General features: G+C 63.1%; 20 protein-coding genes. 4 read left to right on the forward strand and 16 right to left on the reverse strand.

What is annotated here, in order from left to right; genetic code table 11:
- Positions 1–267 precede the first annotated feature (267 nt).
- The 3 genes from NKH73_RS23675 to NKH73_RS23685 all read left to right on the forward strand — a co-directional run bounded on the left by NKH73_RS23675 (position 268) and on the right by NKH73_RS23685 (position 3,970).
- On the forward strand, positions 268–2,112 hold the full coding sequence (locus NKH73_RS23675; RefSeq protein WP_352936797.1) for an aminopeptidase P family protein: 1,845 nt from the start codon (positions 268–270) through the stop codon (positions 2,110–2,112).
- A gap of 217 nt (positions 2,113–2,329) precedes the next feature.
- Positions 2,330–3,499 (forward strand): ImmA/IrrE family metallo-endopeptidase, encoded by a 1,170-nt coding sequence (locus tag NKH73_RS23680; RefSeq protein WP_352936799.1) that lies wholly within the window; start codon positions 2,330–2,332, stop codon positions 3,497–3,499.
- A gap of 6 nt (positions 3,500–3,505) precedes the next feature.
- Positions 3,506–3,970, forward strand: a complete 465-nt coding sequence (locus NKH73_RS23685) for a DUF4411 family protein (protein WP_352936800.1) — start codon at positions 3,506–3,508, stop codon at positions 3,968–3,970.
- Between the two features lie 131 nt (positions 3,971–4,101).
- Here the strand turns inward: NKH73_RS23685 and NKH73_RS23690 are convergent, their stop codons facing one another.
- From NKH73_RS23690 to NKH73_RS23740, 11 genes are all read right to left on the reverse strand, one after another.
- Complete coding sequence (locus NKH73_RS23690; protein ID WP_352936801.1) at positions 4,102–4,398, reverse strand: AzlD family protein; 297 nt, start codon at positions 4,396–4,398, stop codon at positions 4,102–4,104.
- Positions 4,395–5,123 (reverse strand): AzlC family ABC transporter permease, encoded by a 729-nt coding sequence (locus NKH73_RS23695; RefSeq protein ID WP_352936802.1) that lies wholly within the window; start codon positions 5,121–5,123, stop codon positions 4,395–4,397. Before NKH73_RS23695 ends, NKH73_RS23690 begins: the two co-directional genes overlap by 4 nt.
- A gap of 135 nt (positions 5,124–5,258) precedes the next feature.
- Positions 5,259–6,653, reverse strand: coding sequence for a glutamine synthetase family protein (locus tag NKH73_RS23700; RefSeq protein ID WP_352936803.1), 1,395 nt, complete (start codon positions 6,651–6,653; stop codon positions 5,259–5,261).
- A 33-nt stretch (positions 6,654–6,686) separates the two neighbouring features.
- A complete protein-coding gene (locus tag NKH73_RS23705; RefSeq protein ID WP_352936804.1) occupies positions 6,687–7,793 on the reverse strand; it encodes a branched-chain amino acid ABC transporter permease in 1,107 nt (368 codons plus the stop codon).
- Between the two features lie 16 nt (positions 7,794–7,809).
- The gene (locus NKH73_RS23710; RefSeq protein WP_352936805.1) at positions 7,810–8,709 is read right to left on the reverse strand and encodes a branched-chain amino acid ABC transporter permease; all 900 of its coding nucleotides are present in this window, start codon (positions 8,707–8,709) and stop codon (positions 7,810–7,812) included.
- Between the two features lie 7 nt (positions 8,710–8,716).
- Entirely contained in the window at positions 8,717–9,421 is a 705-nt protein-coding gene (locus tag NKH73_RS23715) for an ABC transporter ATP-binding protein (RefSeq protein WP_352936806.1), read from the reverse strand.
- A 49-nt stretch (positions 9,422–9,470) separates the two neighbouring features.
- Entirely contained in the window at positions 9,471–10,625 is a 1,155-nt protein-coding gene (locus NKH73_RS23720) for an ABC transporter substrate-binding protein (RefSeq protein WP_352936807.1), read from the reverse strand.
- A gap of 43 nt (positions 10,626–10,668) precedes the next feature.
- Positions 10,669–11,394: an ABC transporter ATP-binding protein gene (locus NKH73_RS23725; protein WP_352936808.1), complete on the reverse strand. Its 726-nt coding sequence runs from the start codon at positions 11,392–11,394 to the stop codon at positions 10,669–10,671.
- A 156-nt stretch (positions 11,395–11,550) separates the two neighbouring features.
- A complete protein-coding gene (locus NKH73_RS23730; RefSeq protein ID WP_352936809.1) occupies positions 11,551–12,135 on the reverse strand; it encodes a helix-turn-helix domain-containing protein in 585 nt (194 codons plus the stop codon).
- 71 nt (positions 12,136–12,206) lie between these two features.
- Positions 12,207–13,010, reverse strand: coding sequence for an N-formylglutamate amidohydrolase (locus NKH73_RS23735; protein ID WP_352936810.1), 804 nt, complete (start codon positions 13,008–13,010; stop codon positions 12,207–12,209).
- A 15-nt stretch (positions 13,011–13,025) separates the two neighbouring features.
- Positions 13,026–14,435 (reverse strand): aldehyde dehydrogenase family protein, encoded by a 1,410-nt coding sequence (locus NKH73_RS23740; RefSeq protein ID WP_352936811.1) that lies wholly within the window; start codon positions 14,433–14,435, stop codon positions 13,026–13,028.
- 151 nt (positions 14,436–14,586) lie between these two features.
- On the opposite strand from NKH73_RS23740, the gene NKH73_RS23745 reads away from it, so the two are divergent.
- A complete protein-coding gene (locus NKH73_RS23745; RefSeq protein ID WP_352936812.1) occupies positions 14,587–15,345 on the forward strand; it encodes an SDR family NAD(P)-dependent oxidoreductase in 759 nt (252 codons plus the stop codon).
- A gap of 33 nt (positions 15,346–15,378) precedes the next feature.
- Here the strand turns inward: NKH73_RS23745 and NKH73_RS23750 are convergent, their stop codons facing one another.
- The 5 genes from NKH73_RS23750 to lpxC all read right to left on the reverse strand — a co-directional run bounded on the left by NKH73_RS23750 (position 15,379) and on the right by lpxC (position 22,143).
- On the reverse strand, positions 15,379–16,071 hold the full coding sequence (locus NKH73_RS23750) for a DUF2461 domain-containing protein (RefSeq protein ID WP_352936813.1): 693 nt from the start codon (positions 16,069–16,071) through the stop codon (positions 15,379–15,381).
- Positions 16,071–18,275 carry an NAD-dependent DNA ligase LigA gene (gene ligA / locus NKH73_RS23755; protein WP_352936814.1) on the reverse strand — a complete coding sequence of 735 codons (2,205 nt, stop codon included), beginning with the start codon at positions 18,273–18,275 and terminating at the stop codon, positions 16,071–16,073. Before ligA ends, NKH73_RS23750 begins: the two co-directional genes overlap by 1 nt.
- Before the next feature lie 149 nt (positions 18,276–18,424).
- Complete coding sequence (gene recN, locus NKH73_RS23760; protein WP_352936815.1) at positions 18,425–20,098, reverse strand: DNA repair protein RecN; 1,674 nt, start codon at positions 20,096–20,098, stop codon at positions 18,425–18,427.
- A 13-nt stretch (positions 20,099–20,111) separates the two neighbouring features.
- Positions 20,112–20,981 carry an outer membrane protein assembly factor BamD gene (locus NKH73_RS23765; protein WP_352936816.1) on the reverse strand — a complete coding sequence of 290 codons (870 nt, stop codon included), beginning with the start codon at positions 20,979–20,981 and terminating at the stop codon, positions 20,112–20,114.
- Positions 20,982–21,195: 214 nt separating this feature from the next.
- Positions 21,196–22,143, reverse strand: coding sequence for a UDP-3-O-acyl-N-acetylglucosamine deacetylase (gene lpxC, locus NKH73_RS23770; RefSeq protein WP_352936817.1), 948 nt, complete (start codon positions 22,141–22,143; stop codon positions 21,196–21,198).
- Positions 22,144–22,331: the final 188 nt, after the last annotated feature.

Below are 22,331 nucleotides of genomic sequence, written 5' to 3' on the forward strand. Positions count from 1 at the left end.
GGTCTCCTTTGCAGGGCAATAAGACTCGTTCCTCCACTCCAAAAAGGTAAGCTCTGCTGACCTATTTGAAAATCGCCGATTCTGCATGGCGCCTATGCGCAAAAGCGATGCTGCTGGACCAAATTCCGCCGATTGTCAGGCGGCTGATGCTGTAGCACTTTGATCTTGCGCTGATTTTCTCCGAACCGAAGGTCCGTGCAGCAAAAGTAGATTCCGGTTTTCGGGGCCATGCGCTACGGTCGCGCCAGCATCCGAGGAGAGGCCATCATGTTCCAGACCTTTGATTCCGCCGGCGACCCCGCCGTCGGCAAGCCGCGTGTGGCGTTGCTGCGCCAATGGCTGGCTGCCAACGGCCTGGATGGCTTCATCGTGCCCCGTGCCGACGAGCATCAGGGCGAATATGTCGCTGACCGCTCGGCGCGGCTAAAATGGCTGACCGGCTTCAGCGGCTCGGCCGGCGTCGCCATCGTGCTCGGTGACCGTGCCTTTATGTTCGTCGACGGGCGCTACACGCTACAGGTGCGCCAGGAGGTCGATCTCGACATCTTTTCGATCGAAAGTCTGGTCGACAATCCACCCGCCACCTGGATCAAGGACAATCTCGGCAAGGGCGTGCGGCTTGGCTTCGATCCGTGGCTGCAGACGATCGGCGATGTGAAAGCGCTGAAAGCTTCGGCCGAAAAATCGGGGGCAACATTGGTGCCGCTCGAGAAGAATCCAATCGACGCCATCTGGAAGGACCAGCCCGGCCCACCGCTGGCACCGGTCGAGCTCCATCCGATCGCCTTTGCCGGCGAACTGGCCAAGGATAAGCTGGCGCGGCTGGCCTCGGCCATCGGCAAGGATGGCGCCACCCATGCCGTGCTGACCGACCCGTCTTCCATTGCCTGGGCCTTCGACATCCGCGGCGGCGACGTGCCGCACACGCCGCTGGCGCTCGGCTTCGCCGTGCTCGCCGCCGATGGGTCGCACCAGCTTTTCATGGACCAGCGCAAGTTTTCGCGCACCGTCGCGGCCTACCTGACGCAGCTCGCCGAATTGCACCAGCCCGGTGAATTCGAAGCTGTTATCGCAGCGCTGGCCGAAGGCGGTGCAAAAATCGCGCTGGACCCGGTGCTGGCGGCCGAAAAACTCAGGATGCTGGTCGAGGACAATGGCGCTACCGTCATTTCGGCGCCCGACCCTGCCCGCATCCCTCGTGCGACGAAGAACCAGGCCGAGATCAACGGCGCCCGCGCCGCGCATCGACGCGACGGCGCCGCCGTGGCCAAGCTGCTTTGCTGGCTCGACCGGCAGAAGCCCGGCAAGCTCGACGAGATTGCCGTCGTCACCAGGCTCGAGGAATGCCGCAGCAGCACCGGCGAGGAAACGCAGATGCCGCTGCGCGACGTGTCCTTCGACACCATTTCGGGCGCCGGTCCGAACGGTGCCATCATGCATTACCGGGTTTCCCGCACCACCAGCCGAAAGCTTCAGTCCGGCGAATTGTTCCTGCTCGATTCGGGCGGGCAGTATCAGGACGGCACCACCGACATCACCCGCACCGTGCCGATCGGCAAGCCGACCGAGGAAATGCGCGAACGCTTCACGCTGGTGCTGAAAGGCATGATCGGCATTTCCATGCTGCGCTTTCCCCCGGGCACACGCGGCTCCGAAATCGACGCTGTGGCGCGGCTGGCACTATGGAAACATGGCTGCGATTTCGCCCATGGCACCGGTCACGGCGTCGGCTCCTATCTGGCCGTGCACGAAGGCCCGCAGCGTATCGCCAAGACCGGCACTGAAAAGCTGCTGGCGGGCATGATCCTCTCCAACGAGCCGGGCTACTACAAGGAAGGCTCCTACGGCATTCGCATCGAGAACCTGGTCCTGGTGACACCGGCCGAAGAGATAGAGGGCGGCGACATCGCCATGCACGGCTTCGAGACGCTGACGCTGGCGCCGATCGACACCAGGCTGGTGCGGTCCGACCTGTTGACGCGCGATGAGCTGCATTGGCTCGACGAGTACCACGCGCGCGTGCTGGCCGAGATCGGACCAATGCTCGACGGCGAGACGCTGGCCTGGCTGGAAAAGGCAACAGCGCCGCTGCCGCACGACGCCAAGATCTGATTTTTATCTTCCGGAGTTCAGGCAATTGCATTGGTCGTTTCAAGCTAGGGCATTTGCGGCAGCGCGACCTTATCGACAAGAAGCACCGCTCCATCGGCGATTTGTTCAGGGGTCGATACAAGTAGACAACCCCGATGCAACGCCCTAACCGCAAGCGCATTAACCCGATGAAGAGTTGCAGCGGCCATATTCACAGCCGTGTTAGAGTTAACCGACCATGACCAAGGGTACGCTCGCCTATATCAACCCGGCCATTCTGCGATGGGCTCGGGAGCAGGCCCGCCTCAGCCCCGAGGTGGCGGCCGAAGGTATGGGTGTGAGTTTGGACAAGCTCCTGGCTTGCGAAGCCGGCGAAAAGCAGTTGACCTTCCCCCAATTTTTGGCGGCTGCGAATTTCTACAAACGTGCCCCGGCGATTTTCTACCTCAACGAGCCGCCCCACGGTTTTCAGCCGATTCAGGACTTCCGGCGCCTGCGGGAGACGCCCGAAGATGCCTTTAAGTCCGGCTTGGAGTGGGCCATTCGTCAGGCACGCGAGCGCCGCGAGTTGGCGCTCGAGCTGCGCAACGACGTGGGCGAGCCCGTGCAGGAGTTCAAGCTTCAGGCGACCATCAAAGAAGACGTGGAGAAGCTTGCCACGGCCATCCGGGCCTATCTGGGCGTCAAGCAGACCGACCAGCAAGGCTGGCGAGCCAAGGCCTTTGACAACTGGCGCACCGCCATCGAGGCCAAGGATGTGCTGGTGTTCATGGTGCCTCGCTTGGCACTGACCGAGATGCGCGGCGTTGCCATCGCCGAAACCAAGCTGCCCGTCATCCTCATCAACTCCAAGGACCGCACCAACGGACGGACCTTCACGTTGCTGCATGAATTCTGCCATCTGGTTGTCAGGGCAAGCGGCATTAGCGGCCTCGACTTCGTCGCGCCCGAGCCCGCCAGCGCCGTTGTCGAGCAGTTCTGCAACGCCGTCGCCGGCGCTGCCCTGGTTCCGAGTGGCTGGCTGCTTGGCGAGCCACTGGTGCGGGCCAAAGGCCAGGTCATGACCTGGGCCGACGACGAGCTCGTGGCCCTGGCCACCCGGTTCGGCGTCAGCCGTGAGGTGATTTTGCGCCGGCTGCTGGCGCTCGGCCGAACCAACAAAGCGTTCTATGATAGCCGCCGGGCCAGCTTCCAGGCGGAATATGACGCACTAGCGGAGAAAAAGAGCAGCGGCGGCCCCGAGCGTCACCTGGTCGTGCTCAGCCAGCTCGGCCGCAACTTCACCCGTCTGGTGTTCCAGGGCTACTACGACCGTCAGCTAACGCTGCGCGATGTTGCCAACCACCTCAATATGCAGGTCACCGCCGTTCCTAATATTGAGCGCGCTGTCTTTGGAATGACAGGGTAGCGCTCTGTGGCCACGGTCTATTGCATCGACACATCGGCCCTGATTGGCGCCTGGTACGAACGCTACAAGCCAAAACGCTTCCCGAAACTATGGGATGAGTTCGACAAACTGATCGGTGCGGGTCGGCTGGTATCGTCATTGCTGGTGCAGACAGAGTGTGCGAAACGCTCGCCCGAGCTGCACGAGTGGCTGAAGGAGCGCGAGCACATGTTCATCGCGCCCGATCAAGCCATCCAGCGGCGTGTCCAGCATGTGTTGAACACCTACTCGGGCCTTGTCGCCGCCGGCAAGGAGAAGTTCGCAGCCGACAGTTTCGTCATCGCTACGGCTGAGATCCATGGCTACACCCTCATCACAGAGGAAACTGGCCCCGACAGCCTTCGGAAGATCCCCGGCGTTTGCAACGCAATGGGGATTTCCTGGTGCAACCTTATGCAGCTGTTTGATGCCGAAGACTGGACCATTGGTTAGCCGCAATGGCGCGGGAACACGCTTAAACTCTCCGAGAGAGATAACGCCCTCTTGCCGAAGCTGGCAGTTTCGTTAGGGCCATGCAGAATTCCCGGGTTTGCAGGGCGGCATCACCTGAATATGAACATACGCTACCCGACGAACTGCCTAGCCAGGACCAGCACCACCGCGCCCGCCAAAAACATCGCCATCAGCCCGCCGCGCAGCGAGACCAGGCCGGCGACGATCAATGCCACCCATTCCGCCGGCCCGGCACCGAGTGCCGCCGGCGCGACGAGCGTGGTCAGCACCGCCGCCGGCACGGCATTCAGCCCGGCCTCGACGCGCGGATGGATATTTTCGAAGCGCGAGATCACCAGATGTCCGCCGATGCGGGTAAGGTAGGTGGCGATCGCACCGGCGATGATGATCCACAAGGTTGTGCTCATGGCCGCGCCTCGACACCACTGTGATGCGGCGGCAAGATGACCGCGAGCAGCACGCCGGCCACAGCGCCAATGGAGACGTGCCAGGGCGAGCCCACCGTTTTATAGGCGATGATGGAGGCAGCGGCACTGGCGACCACCACCGGCAGCCACAGCGGCCGTTTGCGAAAGCCCATGACCAGGCCGAGAAAATAGATCGGCAGCAGGAAATCGATGCCCAGAGCATGCGTATCGGGAATGAGCTTGCCGAACATCGCGCCGAGCGCGCCTTCCGTTACCCAGAATACATAAACCGGCAGACCAAGCCCCATATACCAGGCGAAGCCGACCGTCTCGCCGGCCTCCGCCTTACGCTCAGCCACCGCGAACTGCGGATCAGTGAGCAGGAAATAGCCTACCGCTTGCTGAACCAGCGGCCAGTGCGCGATGCGCCGGCCGATACCGGCGGAATAAAGCACATGGCGGAAATTCACGGCGAAGATCGACAGCACGATCAGCCATGGCGCGACATGCTGCCCGAACAATTCGATGCCGACCATCTGGCTGGCGCCGCCGTAGATCATGGCGCTCATCAGGACGGCTTCAAGCACCGAAAAACCATTGTCGACGGCAAGTGCCCCGAACAGCAGCCCGAACGGCGCCGCCGCCACCACGACCGGCGTCGAGAGCCGCACGCCTTGCCAGAAATCGCTCTTCGCGCTGTTTTCGGAGATTGCTTCCGCTGACATTGACCACTCCCTCGGGAATGGTCGTATGTAGGTAGCGCCGCCTGTCTTGTCACACCAATTCGCTTGAGCCAAACGATCAGGCGAAATGATCGCCAGGGCAGCGCCAGGCACAAAGTGCCGGCAAATTCGCTCGCCTCAGCTGACGAAATAGCGCTGCCATTCGAAGTCGGTGATATGCGATGCCTGCCAGGCGTCGAAGGCCGCCTGCTCGGCCCGCCGGCTCTCGGCGTAATTGTCGCGAAAGGTCTCGCCGAAGGCCTCGGCGCAGAAATCGGATGTTGCGAAGGCTTCGATCGAAGCGTTGAGCGTGCGCGACAATTTCGGCTTGTCGAGATTGGCCAGGTTCGATGTCACCGGCGCTTCGAGTGGCAATTCCTTTTCGATCCCCTCGCAGCCCGCCGCCAGGACCGCCGCTATTGACAGATATGGATTGATGTCGGCTCCAGGCGCACGATGCTCCAACCGGCAGGCGCCATCATTCGGCGTGGTGATGACGCGGATCGGCGCGGTACGGTTCTCAAAACCCCAGGCGACGTCTTCCGGCGACCATGCGCCACGATCGAAGCGGCGATAGGAATTTACCGTCGGCCGAAACAAGAGATGCGTTTCCTGCATTCGGTTCAACACGCCGGCGAGGAATTTCTCGGCGACCGGCGTCAGCCGGTTTGGTCCGGCGGCGAAGGCCGGCTTGCCGTCGCGCCACAGGCTGACATGGTGATGCGCACCGCAAGCACTTTCCTTGCCCGGCGGCTGGAAGCGAGTCATGAAAGTGGCAACCAGCCCGCGCTCGGCGCACAATTCGCGCAGATGCAGCTTGGCGCGCATGGCGTCGTCGGCCGCCTGCAGCGCCGTCTTCGGCGTCAGCGCGTATTCATACATGCCAAAGCCGTATTCGGTCACCAGAGAGGCGACGCCAATGCCGATGCTTTTCATGCGGGTGATGAACTCGGCTGCGAAATCCTGGTACTCGCCGCTGCGCACCAGGTCGTAATTGACCAGAGAATGGCCCCAGGGCTTCAACTCGCGATAGCGGCCGGCACGCATCAAATCATGGTCGGCGTGAAAAATGCCGAACTCATATTCGAGTGCGAAACGCGTTTCGTAGCCAAGCCTATTCATCCGCTCCTCGACCTTGGCCAGGACGCCGCGTGGATCGAACGGGCAGACCGTGCCGTCGAGCATGTAGGCGCGGGTAATGGCGGAGGCGAATTTCGGCTTCCAGCCGTGCTGGACGACGGTCGCCGGGTCGATGATGCCCTTGATGTTGGGAAAGCCGTTCTCTTCGTTGGCGCTTGCCGAAGCGAAGGCCACGTCGCCCATCGGCTGACCGTCGCCATGGGTGACGCAATAAAGGATGGCGTTGATCGCCTCGCCGTAACTCGACAATTTGAGCGGCGCGATCTTCGAGCGAAAGGCGCCTGACGTGTCGACCGTATGGATCTCGATGAACTCGACGCCATCGGCTGCCAGCTTGCTCTGCAACGCCTTAAGCTCGGGCGTGTACGCCGCGACCCTGTCCTCAAATTCCACTTTCAAACCTCCACCAGAAAACACCAGGCATCGCTATTTCGCGTGCCTGAAAAATCGCGAGAGCAATTCGTCCAGTTCGTAGCGGCCGCTGATGCCGCTTGGCCGGAAGGCCATGCAAAGCACGATGACGACGCCAAGCGCGACACCGGACAGACCAAGCAGTTGCGGCAGCTGGATGCCGGCAATCGTCACGCCGGATTCGATGCTGCGGATGAATTCGAGCCCGACCGAAAGCACGATCACGCCGGTCATCGCGCCGGTAACTGTCGCCATGCCGCCAAGGATCAGCATCGCCAGCGTCATGAAGATCATCTGGAAGTAGAACAGCTTCGGGCTGATCGTGCCGGCGAAATAGGCGTAGAGAATACCAGCCAGGCCGCAGATCAGCGCCGACAGCACCCATGAAATCAGCCGCAGGCGCCGGGCGTCGATGCCGAGTGCGGCGGCGGCTTGCGGGCTCTGGGCGCTGGCCCTCAGCTGCAGGCCCCAGCGGCTGTCCTTGAACAGCCGAGCCAACACGATCGCGAAGACCGACATCACCATCATCCAAGGCAGGCCGACGACCTTCGGAACGCCGAAGAAGGCCTGGTTGCCCTTGAACAGATCGGTCCAATTGAGAAAGACAGAATGGACGATGATCAGCAGTGCCAGGCTGACAATCGTTGCGGCAACGCCCGAAAGGCGGCTGATAACCTTGCCGCTGACCAGGGCCAGAACGCCGACCGCAAGCAGCGCGAGCAGCGCCGATGTGACGGGATCGAGCTCGAGCGTCGCGAAACCAAAAGGTGCGTTTGGAATGGACAGCTTCTTCATCGCCAGCGGCGTCGACAGGATGGCCACGCCATAGGCGCCAAGCCCGACAAAGGCGCTGTGGCCGAGATTGGCGATATTGCTGTTGCCCATGAAGACTTGCAGGCCGACGACGACGATCAGGTTGACGAAGGCGCCGAGCGCCAGAAAGGTATAGTAGGTCGGCGCGAAGTTCAGGATCAGCAGCCCGATCACCAGCACCGGCAACGACGTCACCAGCCCGCCGACGAGCGAGCGCACCAGCGCGCCGCCGGGCCTTGCGACAGGGGCAAGTGCGGTATCTTCGATCGCCTGCGACATCTCTGATCTCGCCACCTCGGATCTCGCCACTTCAGATCTCCCCACCTCAGATCTCTTTGTCGCCGAGTTCGATCCGTTGGCCAAGCAGGCCTTCCGGTCGGTAGACGAGAAGCGCGACGATGATCGCGTAGGTAAGCGCGTCCTTGAAGCCCCCATATTCCTGCGGCAAGGCGACGAGCAGGCCGACTTCGATGAAGCCGAGCAGCATGCCGCCGACCGCCGCCCCGGGAAGCGAGCCGAAACCACCGATGACGCAGGCAACGAAAGCCTTCAGCACCAGGCTGAAGCCGAGGTCGGGCGAGACGCTGCCGCGCCGCGCCATGATGAAGACGGCCGCGATACCGGCCAACGCACCGGAAATGGCGAAGGCGGTGGCAATCACCCGGTTTGCCCTGATGCCCATCAGGCGAACGGTGGCGAAGTCGCGTGAGGCCGCGCGGATCGCCAGACCAAGCGTCGACCGGTTGAGGAAGAGCACCAGGGCCAGGATGGTCAGGCCGGAGACGATCAATTCCATGACCTGAAGCGACGACACCGCAAACGGGCCGAAGAACCACATCTGGTTCAGGCCATTGAGGATAGAGACCGATTGCGGTTTCGGCGAGATCAGCAGCATGAACAGGTTCTGCACGACGATGCTGACGCCGAAGGCCGTCAGCAATCCCGTCGTCGTTGGCGCATAGCGAACCGGGCGGAACGCCACCCGCTCGAAGGCGATGGCCGCCAGCGCCGCCGCCGCGATGGCAAGCAGGACCGCGACGATTGGCGATGTCAGCCCCAGTGCCGCGGCCAGGAACACGCTGTAGGCCGAAACGCCGATGATCTCGCCATGGGCGAAATTCACCAGCCCCATGATCGAAAACACCACCGCCAGGCCAAGCGCCACCAGCGAATATTCCGCACCGAAGGCCAGTGCGTTCAAAAGTTGCTGCAGAGCGTAGTCCATGCCGCGCCTACCCGCCGATATAGAGATTGAGGAGGCCATGTTTGTCGGCAAGCCCGGACGGCGGCCCGTCAAAGCGAAGCGCGCCGGAACTCATGACATAGACGCGGTCGGCAAAGCGCAGCGCCTGCCTGGCGTTCTGCTCGACCACCAGCAGCGTCAGCCCCTCGGCCTTGAGCTGGCCGATGAAATCGAAGATCCGCACGACGATCTTCGGCGCCAGCCCCAGCGAGGGTTCGTCGAGAAGCAGAAGTTTTGGCCGCGACATCAGCGACCGCGCAATGGCCAGCATCTGCTGCTCGCCACCCGAAAGCGTGCCGGCTGCCTGCGCGTAGCGTTCAGAGAGGACCGGGAACAGAGCGAGGAAGCGCTCCATGTCCTGGCGCACGCCGCGGGCGTCGCGCCGCGTCGCCGCACCCAGCCGCAGGTTCTCGCCAACCGTCAAATTGGCGAAGATGTGCCGGCCTTCCGGCGTCGATGTCAGGCCGGCACGAATGCGATCCTCGGTTCGAACACGCGATATATCCCGGCCGTCAAGCACGATACGGCCGGCCGACGGTGCGACAAGGCCCGTCAGGGCATTGATGGTCGAGCTCTTGCCGGCGCCGTTCGGGCCAAGCAGGGCGACAAGCTCGCCCTGCCCCACCGACAGCGACAGATCGCGCACGGCGGCGACCGCGCCGTAGCGCACGCTCAGATTCTCGACCTTCAGCACGAACCGGCCCGGATTGTCGCTCGCGGCATGATCAAAACAGCTTTGCCAATCAGTTCAACGCCGGAACGAAGGTCGGCTGCGCGTCGGTGATGAGCACGCGCTTGCCGTTCGAGAAGCCCATCACCGGCACGGCCTTGACCGGATAGCCCTTCTTTTCGGCGAAGGAGATGACCGGCGCCGTTGTGCCGGGATAGCCGCCCGACGCGCGGATCGCTTCGCGTAAGGCCGCGGGCTCGACGGTGCCGGACTTCTTCGCCGCCTCATAGCTGATCTGCACCATGTCGGCGCCGAGCGCGTCAAAGATGCCGTTGATCTTGTAGCCATCGGCCTTGCACTGCCCCAGGAAGTGGTCGATCGGGCTGTCGACGCCGGTCGCGCCATGGGTGGCGAACATCACCTTCTCAAGCGAAGCCGGATCGCCGACGGTCCCTTCCAGCGACTTGTCGTCGAAGGCGTCGCAACCGGCAACCCAGCCGTCATAGCCATTGGCGCGCAGCTGGCGAATGAGGATGCCGACATCGGGCAGCACGCCGCAGACATGGATGGCGTCCGGCTTTTCAGGCAATGCCTTGATGCTGGCGATCTGCGGCGACCAGTCCGTGGTGCCCCAGGAATAGTTGAGCTTGGAGACGACTTTGCCGCCGAGATGTTCAAACACCTCGCCGAACCATTCCGGCAGTTTCTCCGAATAGGAGCCGGCATCGGGCGAGACCAGCAGCGCCACGGTGCGCGCACCCTTGCCATAGAGTGCATCGGCCGTGGCCGCCGCATTGATCGGATCGGGCACGGCGCCGGCAATGAAATTGTCGAGGCCTGCCTGCTGCATCTCGATCTGGGTGTTTGGCGCCGAAAACACCGTCGCGCCATAGGGTTCAGCGATCTGGGCGGTCGGGATCAGCGCATCCGGGAACGGCACGCCGGTGATGACCTGGGCCCCGGCGTCGAGGAACTTCTGGCCGAGCGAAACCGAAAGCTGCGGATCGGAACGATTGTCCTCGATCATCAGTTCGATCTTGGGATCACCGGCGCCAGCCGCCTTGTTCAATTTGTCGGCCATGCAGCGGGCGCCTTCGGCCTCGCTGTAAGGCGCATAGGTGCCGGTCATCGCCACCGCGAGCCCGATCTTCAGATCGGCGGCGCCGGCGTGCGCCACCTGCAAGAGCCCTGCCGCGGCAATCGCGGCCCCCAAGATCATCCTGTCCATTGAACCCCTCCTTCTCCCTTGTTGTTGCAGTTCCCAGGTGCCGTCACGATGTCTCGGACTGCCCGACATAAACCTCGATGACGCGCGGATCGCGCCACACCGCTTCGGTCTGCCCGGATGCGATCACCTGGCCCTGGTCCATGACGCAGAGCCGGTCGCAAAGCCGGTTGATGAAACGCAGATCGTGATCGATGACGATGGTCGCGCAGCCGACATCGCGGCGAATGCCCTCGATCGCCACCGCCAGTGTCTCGGATTCATCTTCATTGAGCCCGGCCGCCGGCTCGTCGAGCAGAAGCAGCGAAGGACCGAGCGCCAGCGCGCGGGCGATTTCGAGCCGGCGCTGGCTGCCGTAGGACAATGTCCCGGCCGGAACATCGGCGAAGCCATCCAGTTGATATTGGGCAAGCAGCTTATCGACGCCGATACGTGCCGCGACATCGGGGCGGACCGAGCGACAGGTGATATGGGCGACCTCGACATTCTGCCGGACGGTCAAATCCTTGAACAGGCGGATGGTCTGGAAGGTGCGGCCGACGCCTGCCCGCGCGCAATGCTCGGGACCGTGGCCAGCGATTTCCTTGCCTGCCAGCTTCACGCTGCCGGTGTCCGGCTTGAGCACACCGGAGATGGCGTTGACCAGTGTGGATTTTCCAGCACCGTTGGGACCGATCAAGCCGAGGATTTCGCCGGCCGCGCAAGACAGCGAAGCACTGTGCAAGGCCTGCACGCCGCCAAAAGTCTTGCTGACTGCCTCAACCGACAGCATCGGTCACATCTCCCATCCCGGCCGATGGCTTTTTCTCCTGTCAGCCGGTCATCAAGGATGCTAGACCCCCGACTTTTCCATAACAAGTATTTTTTTCCATTTTAGAAAATATTCTTGGCGAGCCGAACTTCCGGCCCGAAATCCGACGGGTGGGGATCAGGCCCCGGCGCCGGCCGGCAGCCCGTCGCGCGGTACCGTGTTCGACATCAGCATGATGACGGGCGCGTCGCCGAGCGCGATATAAGCGTGCCGCATTTCGCCGTCGAACAGGATGCTGTCGCCCGGTTGCAGCACCGTCGGGTCATAATGGATCGTATGCAGTTCCAGACTGCCGCTGAGCACATGGATGAACTCCTCGCCCGAATGGCTACGCCAGCCGCCATTCTCCTCAAAACTCCTTGCCCGCAGCGTGACGCGCCAGAAAATGTTGGTCTTGTCGCGAAAATCGCTGCACAGGACCTCGAATTCCATGGCATTGCCCTGATGCAGGATGCCGCTGCCGGCGCGCGTGATCGAGCGGCGCGCCTGCATGCCCGGCTTCGGGCTGAACAGGAAGGACGCCACCGGCACATGCAGCACGCCGGCGATCATCAGCGCCACGTCGACCGTCAGGCGCGCCTTGCCGTTCTCGAGCTTCGACAGCTGCGAGACCGAAAGGCCGGAGCGCTCGCTGAGGTCGCGCAGCGTGATGTTCTGCTCTTTGCGCGCATCCCTGATCTTGCTGCCCACATTGCCCTGCATCGCCCATGCCCTTGGCTGTCGTGTTTCCAATTCGACAAGCTCTAGCGGCGTGGCCCGAGGGCGTCCAGCCTTTAGACGGCTACGGCTGATTTCGGCCATAGTGACATCGCGACAGCGGCAAAGCTTGTCTCCAGAGTCTGGCTGATGAGTTCGAATTTTTCCGGATCGGAAAGCAGGTCGTTGCGGACTTCGAGATAGAGGCAGGGTCTGCCCTGCTCTAGCCCGTGCCGGTTCAGCGTGTAGCCGACCGCTTGACGCCAGTCGTATGGCGCGTTGTCGCCGATCCTCAAGCCTGCTTCGGCGCCACGCGCGCCGAGGGTTTTGAGAACCGAGGTGACGAAAGGCGACGGCTCGCGCCACAGCACACCGATATCGACATCGCGCCTGATGCCACCCATCACCGGGGTGAAGGAATGTATCGAGACGAGCGCCTGCCTGCCTGCCGCGGTCCCGGTGATCGCCTGTTCGACCGGCGCCCAGGCGATGCGCTTGCGCAGCCTGGCGTCAGCCGCATCGACCGCGAGATTGCCAGGCACCGGAATACCGCCGAGATCCGGTCGCATGAAGTCCCACTCGCCCGCCGGACGGTTATAATCGAGGAACAGCCTCGAATAATGCGCGACCACGGCTGGCGCCCGCAACGTTCGCGACAGCCGGCGCGTCAAAGCGTCGATGCCGATGTCGACGGCGAAATGCGTGCCGAGATAGGGCGCTGCCAGGCCAAGATCATGCCATGGCGCCGGCACAAGATTGCCGGCGTGCTCGGCGATCAGCAGGTAGGGGCTCGCCGCGTCGGGCAACAGCCGCTCGACGCTGGCTGCGGCCAGCCTCTCGACAGTCGCATCGTCAAGCCCTGCAAGGCTTGCAGCGTTCACCGGACGACCTCCAATTCAACCGATGACGGAGCGGACGTGATAGGCCTTCGCCGCCGTCGCTTCTGTCAGGCCGGCGCGGCCATTGGTGCGGCCGAGGCCCGAATTCTTGATGCCGCCCCATGGCAGGTGCAGGTCGGCGTGGTCGCAGCGGTTGAGATAGACGGTGCCGGCCTCGACTTCGTCGAGCAGCGCCACGCCGCGATCGATGTCCTGCGTCCAGATCGAGGCGCTCAGGCCGAAATCACTGTCGTTCATCAGGCCGATTGCCCGGTCGTCGCCGTCGACCGACTGGATGCAAGCCACCGGTCCGAACAGCTCGTCGCGCATGATCTGCATGCCGTGATCGACCCCGACCAGGACTTCCGGAGCGAAATAGGCGGCGCCAAGCCTTGTGGCCTTGAGCGCACCATCCTGCGGCATCAGCCGCCGCGCCCCTGCCCGCACCGCGCCTTCGGTGAGACCGCGGATCGTGTCGGCGGCGCTCGCCCGCACCACCGGGCCGACCATCGGCTTCTCGCCGATCGGATGCCCGATGGTCCATTTCGCCGTCTCGGCGACAAGGGCGTCGACGAAGCGGTCATGGATCGCCTGGTCGACATAGATGCGCTCGACCGAACAGCAGGACTGGCCTGCATTGGAGTATGTGCCCTCTGCGATCAGCGGTATCGCCGCCTCGAGATCGGCATCGGCGCGGACATAGGTCGGGTCCTTGCCGCCGAGTTCGAGATGCACCTGGGTGAACGTGCCGGCGGCGGCGGCATGAACGCGCCGGCCGCCATTGACTGAACCGATGAAGTTCACCGCATTGAAGGCACCGGACGCGATAAGGTGCTCGGCATCGGCATGGTCGAGATGCAAGCTTTGGAACACGCCTTCGGGGCCGCCGGCGGCACGAAAAGCCTCCTCTGCCACCTCCGCGATCAGCGGCGTCTGCGGCGAATGCTTGAAGATCACGACATTGCCAGCCGCAAGCGGCGACGTCACCAGATAGCCCAGCATGGCTGTCGGATAGTTCCAGGCACAGATCGACAGATGCAGGCCACCCGCCACCGGCCGCGCATAGCGGCGGATGGTCTCGTCGGAGGGATAGGGCACGTCGGCCAGCGTTTCCGGCGCGATGTCGAAAAGCAGCTGTCCGATCAGCGCAAGACGCGGCGTCTCGTCCGCCTGCCACAGCGGTCGTCCTATCTGCCATGCGACCATCTCGGCAAGCGGAGCGGCCCGGGCTTTCATTTCCTCGCCGAAGCGCAGCAGGATCGCCAGCCGCTCGGCCAGCGGCGTCCGCCGCCAGGAGGGCAGTGCCGCCCGGGCCCGCGCCAGCGCGGCTTCGATTGCCGTGCCGTCGGCATAGCCGCGCGTCACAAAGGTCGAGCCGTCGACAGGAGAGGTCACGGAGAAGGTCCGCGCGCCGGAATGCAGGTTCATGAGCTTGAAATCCGTTCGAACTGGGAAGTCATCCGGCCACGATATCGCTATTTTCCATTTTGGCAAATTTTTTCTAATACCGCTTGATGGAATTTTTATCCGCCCCTATTGTCCGGCGATCGCGTTGGGCGGAGCACATGAGGGCAAGCAGATGATCGTTTATGATTTCACCGGCAGGCACGCGGTAGTCGCCGGCGCCGGTGGCGGCATGGGCGAAGCGATCGCGCTTGCACTGCTCGAAGCGGGAGCATCCGTTACCGCCATCGACGTCAAGGCCCGCCCAGCCTCCCTTGCCTCCTATGACGACAGGCTCACTTTCGCGCAAGGCGATCTCACCGACGCCGCCTTCGTCGAACAGACCATCGGCTCGGCGGGCCGCGAGCGAGGTGGCATCGACTATCTCGCTAATGTCGCCGGCGTGCTGTGGTTCGGCCGCGACAGGTCGGCCCTCGACATGGATCTCGACGTCTGGGACCAGGTCTTCAACATCAACCTGAAATCCTTCGTGCACACGGCGCGATCGGTCGTTCCCCATATGCGCTCCGGCGGGCGCGGCGGGGCCATGGTCCACTTCTCGACCATCCAGTGGTATCGTGGCGACGCCAACCCCCAAGATGCCTACCAGGCATCGAAGGCGGGTGTCTGCGCGCTTTCCAAATCGCTGGCCATGCAGCTTGCCGGCGACCGCATCCGGTCGAACGCCATCTGTCCGGGCATGGCGCTGACGCCGCTGCAGGCGCGCTGGGACACCGAGGAAAAGCGCTCGGCAGTCGCCAGTTACGCGCCGCTCGGCCGGATCGGCACACCTCAGGACATGGCCAATGCCGCGCTTTTCCTGCTCTCCGACCAGGCAAGTTACATCACCGGAATTGAGCTCCCTGTTGACGGTGGTCTCTTGATGCGAATGTAGCGCCGCATCCGCGACCGGACCGCACCGGAAACCCTAACTCGCCGAAACCTTGCCCTGGATCGCCCGGCCCCAGTCGAGCAGCGGCCTGGCGCACACGGTGAAATCGACAAGTTCGTCGACCAGGGCCGACGTGTGGATTCCAGCCGGGTCGATCGTGTGACGGACAGCGAAATGCCGGTTGCGGACAGCCTGGGCGAGATCGGCGTCCGTGACCTGGTCGAAGCCGCGTGGCGCGCGCTTCAAGCATCCTTCCGTGTCGAGGTCGAGGCCGGCTTTCTTCAATTTCCCGATCAGGCCGCGGAATTCCGCCGGTTTCGTTGCGATCGCCCTTCGCATGGCCTGGAGCAGCTCCGGGCCCGGCTGCCACCAGGCAACCCCGGCAAAGCAACGGTCAAGCCCGATGTAAACGAAGAACACGCCCTGCTCCATCTTGGTGCCGTTCGGCGACAGGATGGCCGACAAATGGCTGTTATAGGGCCGCTTGTCCTTGGCAAAGCGCACGTCGCGATTGATGCGAAACAGCGACTTCTTGCGATCGCCGCGCAAGCCCAGTCCCGCCACCGCGAAGCGTTCGGAGAGCGTTTCGACGAGATCTCCGAACGGCTCATAAAGCTCCCGCACGTAAAGGTCGCGATTCTCCTGGAACCACTCCCGGCTCTGATGGAAATCCAGCGCCTTGAGAAATGGAATCGCCTTCCGGCCGAAACCGTCGAACGTGCCCGTCATCACGCCTTGCCGATCCGCGCTAGCCAGGCGTCCTCGTCGATCACCTCGATGCCGAGTTCGGTGGCGAGCTTGAGCTTGGAGCCGGCGCCTGGTCCGGCAACCACCAGATCGGTCTTGGCGGAGACCGAGCCCGCGACTTTCGCGCCGAGCCGTTCGGCCATCGCCTTGGCTTCCGGTCGCGTCATCTTTTCCAGCGTGCCGGTGAAGACGATCGTCTTGCCGGCGACAGCGCTGTCGGCCGAGACGTTGACGATGTAGGGCTTCGGCCGGACCTGCGCGAGCAGCGCGTCGAGCACGTCGTCGTTGCGCTCGTTGCCGAAGAAATCGCGCAGCGCGTTGATCACCGTGTCGCCAATGCCGTTGATCGACGGAAAAACGTCATGCGGATTCTCGGCTTTTGCAGTCTCCTTGCCGATGCGGATCAGCTCCTCGATGGTCGAGAACTCTCGGGCAAGCACGGCCGCCGTCGTCTCGCCAATGTGACGAATGCCAAGCGCGAAGATGAAGCGATCGAGCTCCGGTTCGCGGCGAGCGTCGATGGCAGCGAAGAGCTTGTCCAGGCTTTCATAGTTGCGATCCTCGACACCGCGCACATTCTTGCGAGTCTTGCCTGATGCCGCCTCGCGTTGCCTCGCCTGCTCCTCGCGCCGCTCGGCCAAAGCCCTGGTGACGGCTAGACGCCGATCCCTGAGCGTGAAGATGTCGGCGGCTGTCTTGATCAATCCCGCATTGAAGAACAGGTCGATGTTTTCGGCGCCGAGGCCTTCGATATCCAGGGCGCCGCGCGACACGAAGTGGCGCAACCCTTCCACGGCCTGCGCCGGGCAGATCAGTTCGCCGGTGCAGCGGCGGCGGGAATCTTCCTTGCCGGTCTTCTCGTTGATCTCGCGCGTCGCCGGCGAGCCGCAGATCGGGCAGACGTGCGGAAATTCGTAGGGCGCGGCATCGGCCGGCCGCTTATCAATAACGACGCTGACGATCTGCGGAATGACGTCCCCTGCCCGCTGGATCACCACCGTGTCGCCGATGCGCACATCGATGCCGTCACGGATCGGCTGGCCGGTGCTGTCCAGGCCCTTGATATAGTCCTCATTGTGCAGCGTGACGTTCTCGACCACCACGCCGCCGACCGTGACTGGCGCCAGTCGCGCAACCGGCGCAAGCGTGCCGGTACGGCCGACCTGGATGTCGATCCTCTGCACGGTCGTCATTGCCTGTTCGGCCGGAAATTTATGAGCGACAGCCCAGCGCGGTTCGCCGGTGACAAAACCCCATCGGCGCTGCAGCTCCAACTGGTCGACCTTGTAGACGACGCCGTCTATGTCGTAGCCAAGCGACGAGCGCTGCTCCTCGATCAGGTGGTAATGCGCGACCAGTTCCTCGACCGACTTGGCCCGCACCATTAGCGGGCTGATCTGGAACCCCCAATCCTTGAACTTCTGCACGGACTCGTACTGGGTCGGAGCGGAATCCGCCGTCGTATAGCCCCAGGCATAGGCGAAAAATCTAAGATTGCGGCTGGCGGTGACGGATGGATCTTTCTGCCGAAGCGACCCGGCCGCCGTATTGCGAGGATTGACGTAGTCCTGGCCGCCGGCCGCCGCCGACCGTTGCTTCAGTGCCTCGAATTCCGCATAGGTCATATAGACCTCGCCGCGAATTTCGATGACATCGGGCCAGCCCGAACCTTTCAGGCGCTTGGGAATGTCGGCGATCGTTCTGAGATTGGCGGTGATGTCCTCGCCGACGGCGCCGTCGCCGCGCGTTGCGCCCTGCACGAACACGCCGCCTTCATAGCGCAGCGAAGCCGACAGGCCGTCGATCTTCGGCTCGGCCGTGAAAGCGATGTCGAGATCCTTGTCGCGATCGAAGAATCGCCGGCCGCGTTCGATGAAATCGGCGACGTCCTGGTCGGTATAGGCCTTGGCCAAGCTGAGCATCGGCACCGCATGACGCACCTTGGCAAAGCCTTCCGCCGGCGGCGAGCCGACCCGGCGCGACGGCGAATCTTCGCGCACCAGATCGGGAAAGCGTTGTTCGATGGCGAGGTTGCGCCGCGTCAGCGCGTCATACTCGGCGTCCGTGATAACAGGCGCGTCCTCGCCATGGTATCGCCGGTCGTGCTCGGCGATCTCGTCGGCCAGCCGCTTCAGCTCGCTGGCTGCCTCGCTCTCGTTGAGCGAATCGACGGATTTTTCGGACATGAACTGCTTCCCCAAGAATGGCGCGCCACTATAGATCAGGATTTGCCGCAAGGGAGCCAGCTCGCGAGAAAATCATTCCTGAACAGCGGGATGCAGCCATCTCCTGACTCTGCCGGAAAGCCGGACTTGCCGCATCGGACGGTGTGTTTCTATGCTGCGGCCGTATTCTCGCGCAGCAGCCGCTCGGCCGCGGCGCGGGCTTCGTCGGTGATGGTCGCTCCGGCCAGCATGCGCGCGATCTCTTCCTGGCGCGCTGCCCGGTCCATCTCGGCGATGCCGGTGGCGACACGATCGGCGCTGCCGGATTTGGAGATCAGGAAATGCGTCGCCGCGCGCGCTGCCACCTGCGGCGCGTGCGTAACCGAAAGCACCTGCACGCGCTTCGACAACCGCGCCAACCTTTGGCCGATGGCGTCCGCCACCGCGCCGCCAACGCCGGTGTCGATTTCATCGAAGACCAAGGTCGGCGCCGAACCGCGGTCGGCCAGCGCCACTTTCAGCGCCAGCAGAAAGCGCGACAGCTCACCGCCGGAAGCGACCTTCATCATTGGGCCGGGCCTGGTGCCGGGATTGGTGCGCACCCAGAACTCGACCTGGTCGATGCCCTCTTCCATCCGGCTTTCGGCAACGCTCGTCATTTCGACGATGAATTCGGCCCGTTCGAGCTTCAGCGCCGGCAGTTCGGCCATGACGGCCTTGGTCAGCCCGACGGCCGCCGCGTGGCGAAGCGACAACAGCTGCGCCGCCGAAATGTCGTAGGCCTCGCGCGCCGCCGCGGCCTGCTTTTCCAGCCCGTGCAGGCGCTCTTCGCCGGCATCGAGATCGGCTAGATCGGCGACCATCGTGTCACGCAACTGCGCCAGATCGTCGACCGCCACGCTGTGCTTGCGCGAGGCGGCGCGCAGCGAAAACAGCCGCTCTTCCGCCTTCTCCAACCGCTGCGGATCGTATTCGGTGGCGCGAAGGGCTGCTTCGACACCCGACTGCGCCGCGTCGAGCGACAGCATCGCCTCGTCGAGCGACTTGACCACGTCGTCGAGCAGGCCCGGCGCTTCCGTCACCTTGCGCTGCAGGCGCCTGAGCAGGCTGGCAAGCTGCGGCAAGGGCGAGGACGGTCCGGAAAGTACATCCTGCGCGTCATGGATTTCCGAGGCGATCTTTTCCGCCCGCATCATCGTGGCGCGCAATTCCGCCAGCTCGGTCTCTTCGCCGGGCTGGGGATCGAGCTTGGTCAATTCGGCGACCGCGGCCCTGAGATAGTCGGCCTCGCGCGCCGCCGCTTCAACCTTGGCGCGGTGCTTGGCAAGGTCCTGCTCACAGCCTCGCCAATAGCGCCACGCCTCACCTGTCGCACGGACAGTGCCGAGATGACCGCCAAAACTGTCCAGCAATTCGCGATGGGCGCCGGGATCGACCAGGGCGCGCTCGTCATGCTGGCCGTGGATCTCGACCAGCGCGTGACCGACGTCGCGCATCAGCGTCACGCTGGAAGGCTGGTCGTTGACGAAAACGCGGGTACGGCCGTCCGCCGTCTGCACGCGGCGCAGGATGATGTCGCCATCGTCCTCGATGGCGTTGTCGGCAAGCAGCATGCGTGCAGGATGGTTGCGCGGCACGTCGAACACGGCGATGACCTGGCCCTGTGCCGCGCCATGCCGCACCAGCGAGGCGTCGCCGCGGGCGCCGAGCGCCAGCGACAGCGCGTCGAGCAGGATGGATTTTCCAGCGCCGGTTTCGCCGGTCAGCACCGAAAGGCCTGACGAAAAGTCGATGTCCAGCTTTTCGATCAGAACGATATCGCGGATCGACAGTCTGGAAAGCATGGTGATGCGCCGCTCAGGCGCCGGTGATCAGCTTCCCGGCCTTGGCGATCCACGACCCGGCGTTCTCGCGCGGCTCGAGCCCACCAGTCTGCAGGAGCTTGTAGGAATCCTTGTACCACACGCTGTCGGGATAGTTGGTGCCGAGCACAGCCGCGGCGGTCTGCGCCTCCGATGTCAGCCCCATCGCATAGTAGCTTTCGGTAAGGCGCGCGAGCGCCTCCTCGACATGGCGCGTATTGGAATAGGTCTCCACCACATTGCGGAACCGCTTGACGGCGGCGATATATTCACGGCGCTCAAGATAATAACGGCCGATCTGCATCTCCTTGCCGGCGAGCTGGTCGTTGGCGAAGCGGATCTTTTCCTTGGCGTCGTCGACATATTCAGAATCAGGCCAGCGCGTCACCAGATCCTGCATCGTCTGCACGGTCTGGCGCGCTTCCTTCTGGTCCTGGGTGACGTCCTTGATTTGCCGGTAATAGCTCAGCCCGATGATGTACTGGGCGTAAGCCGCGTCATCGGTCGACGGATAGAGCGTAAGATAGCGCTTGGCCGAACCGATCGCCTCGGTATAGTTTCCCTGGCGATAGTCGGCAAAGGCGCCCATCACCATCGATTTGCGAGCGTATTCCGAATAGGGATGCTGACGGTCGACCGCACTGAACTTGCGGCTCGCCTCTTTCAGGCGGCCGGCATTCAGGTTGGCGAGGCCCTGATTGTAGAGAACGTCGGCCGGTTCGGTTTGCTCGACATAGGTCGATAGGTCGACATCCTTCTCGGACGACATGCAGGCCGACAGGATCAGCGATGGAACAACCACCGAAAGCGCCAGGAAAACAGCCCGCTGCGGCGCTTTCGATTGACCAATTCGCTTGAAGAACATGATTGGATTCCGCCCTTTCGGCGTCATTGCAGTCGTCATTCGCTCTGGGGCAGCAGCCATAAACATAATCGCCGTGCCCGGCAACGCTATCCCCGGCCAATCGCACATTTTTGTGGCGGCTAGACGCGGCCTGCGCACTTACATGATTTCGCCGGCCAATGATGCATTCCTGCAACACAGGCCGACGGTTATAAAAGCCGAAAAACGTTAAGAATCAGACCATCCAGGGCGCGTAAACGGGCGCGTAGACGGCGTTCATCTCGGCGGTACGACCGCGCTCGCGGCGTGTCGTCTCGACGATCTCGAACGCCGAACGGTCCGACAAAAGGCGGCGCAGCGCCGCCGCGTTCAGCCTGTGGCCGCCGCGATAGGAACGGAAGCAGCCGATGAACCGGGAGCCGGCCAGAGCCAGATCGCCCATGGCGTCCATCGTCTTGTGGCGCACGAACTCGTTGGGATAACGCAAGCCTCCCATATTGATCACGCGGTTGTCGTCGCCGATCACCAGGGAGTTTTCCAGCGATGAGCCAAGCGCATAGCCGGCCGCCCACAGCCGCTCGACATCCTTCATGAAACCGAAGGTACGGGCCCGCGCGATATCGCGGCGGAAAATGTCGGCGTTCATGTCGGATGCGAAGAGCTGACGGCCGATCGCCGGGCTTTCGAAATCGATCTCGATCTCGAAGCGCGTGCCGTCATAGGGCCTGAACTCCGCCCAGGAGGCACCGTTCTCGATGCGAACCGGCTTGACTACCCTGATGTAGCGGCGCTTGACCGGCAGCGTGTCGATGCCCGCCTGGTCGATGGCCTCCACGAACGCCAAGGCGCTGCCGTCAAGGATCGGCACCTCGTGGCCGTCGATCTCGATGACGACATTATCGATGCCGAGCCCGAAAAGCGTGGCCATCAGATGTTCGACGGTGGCGATATGCTCGCCTGCCGGATCGCCGAGCATTGTGCAAAGGTCGGTAGCGCCGACTTCGGAAACGAGCGCACGAAATTCACGCCCCTCGCTTCCATTCGAAAGCTGGAACACGACACCCGTATCAGCGTCTGCCGGCAGGAAATGAACGGTCACCGAATTGCCGCTGTGAACACCGGTGCCTGTCAGCGTCGCACGCGATTTAAGTGTCGTCTGATAGTCGTGCAAAACAAACCCCATAGCCCATACTGCCTAAGTCCGCTTCATGAGCCCAAGGGGGGCGCGGCTCTTCGATCGGCAGGCAGGGCACTTCCCCGAATCCCAGCAAACCGACATTGCTCGGGGCGAAGATAGTGTTCCGGCAGAAAGTCTCCAAATCACGGTTTCTTACTCACTGTAACCGCGATCTGGAGTGGACATGGTCCCGT

Origin of the sequence: Mesorhizobium sp. M0938 (genome assembly GCF_040319125.1) — a bacterium.
GTDB classification, from domain to species: domain Bacteria; phylum Pseudomonadota; class Alphaproteobacteria; order Rhizobiales; family Rhizobiaceae; genus Mesorhizobium; species Mesorhizobium robiniae.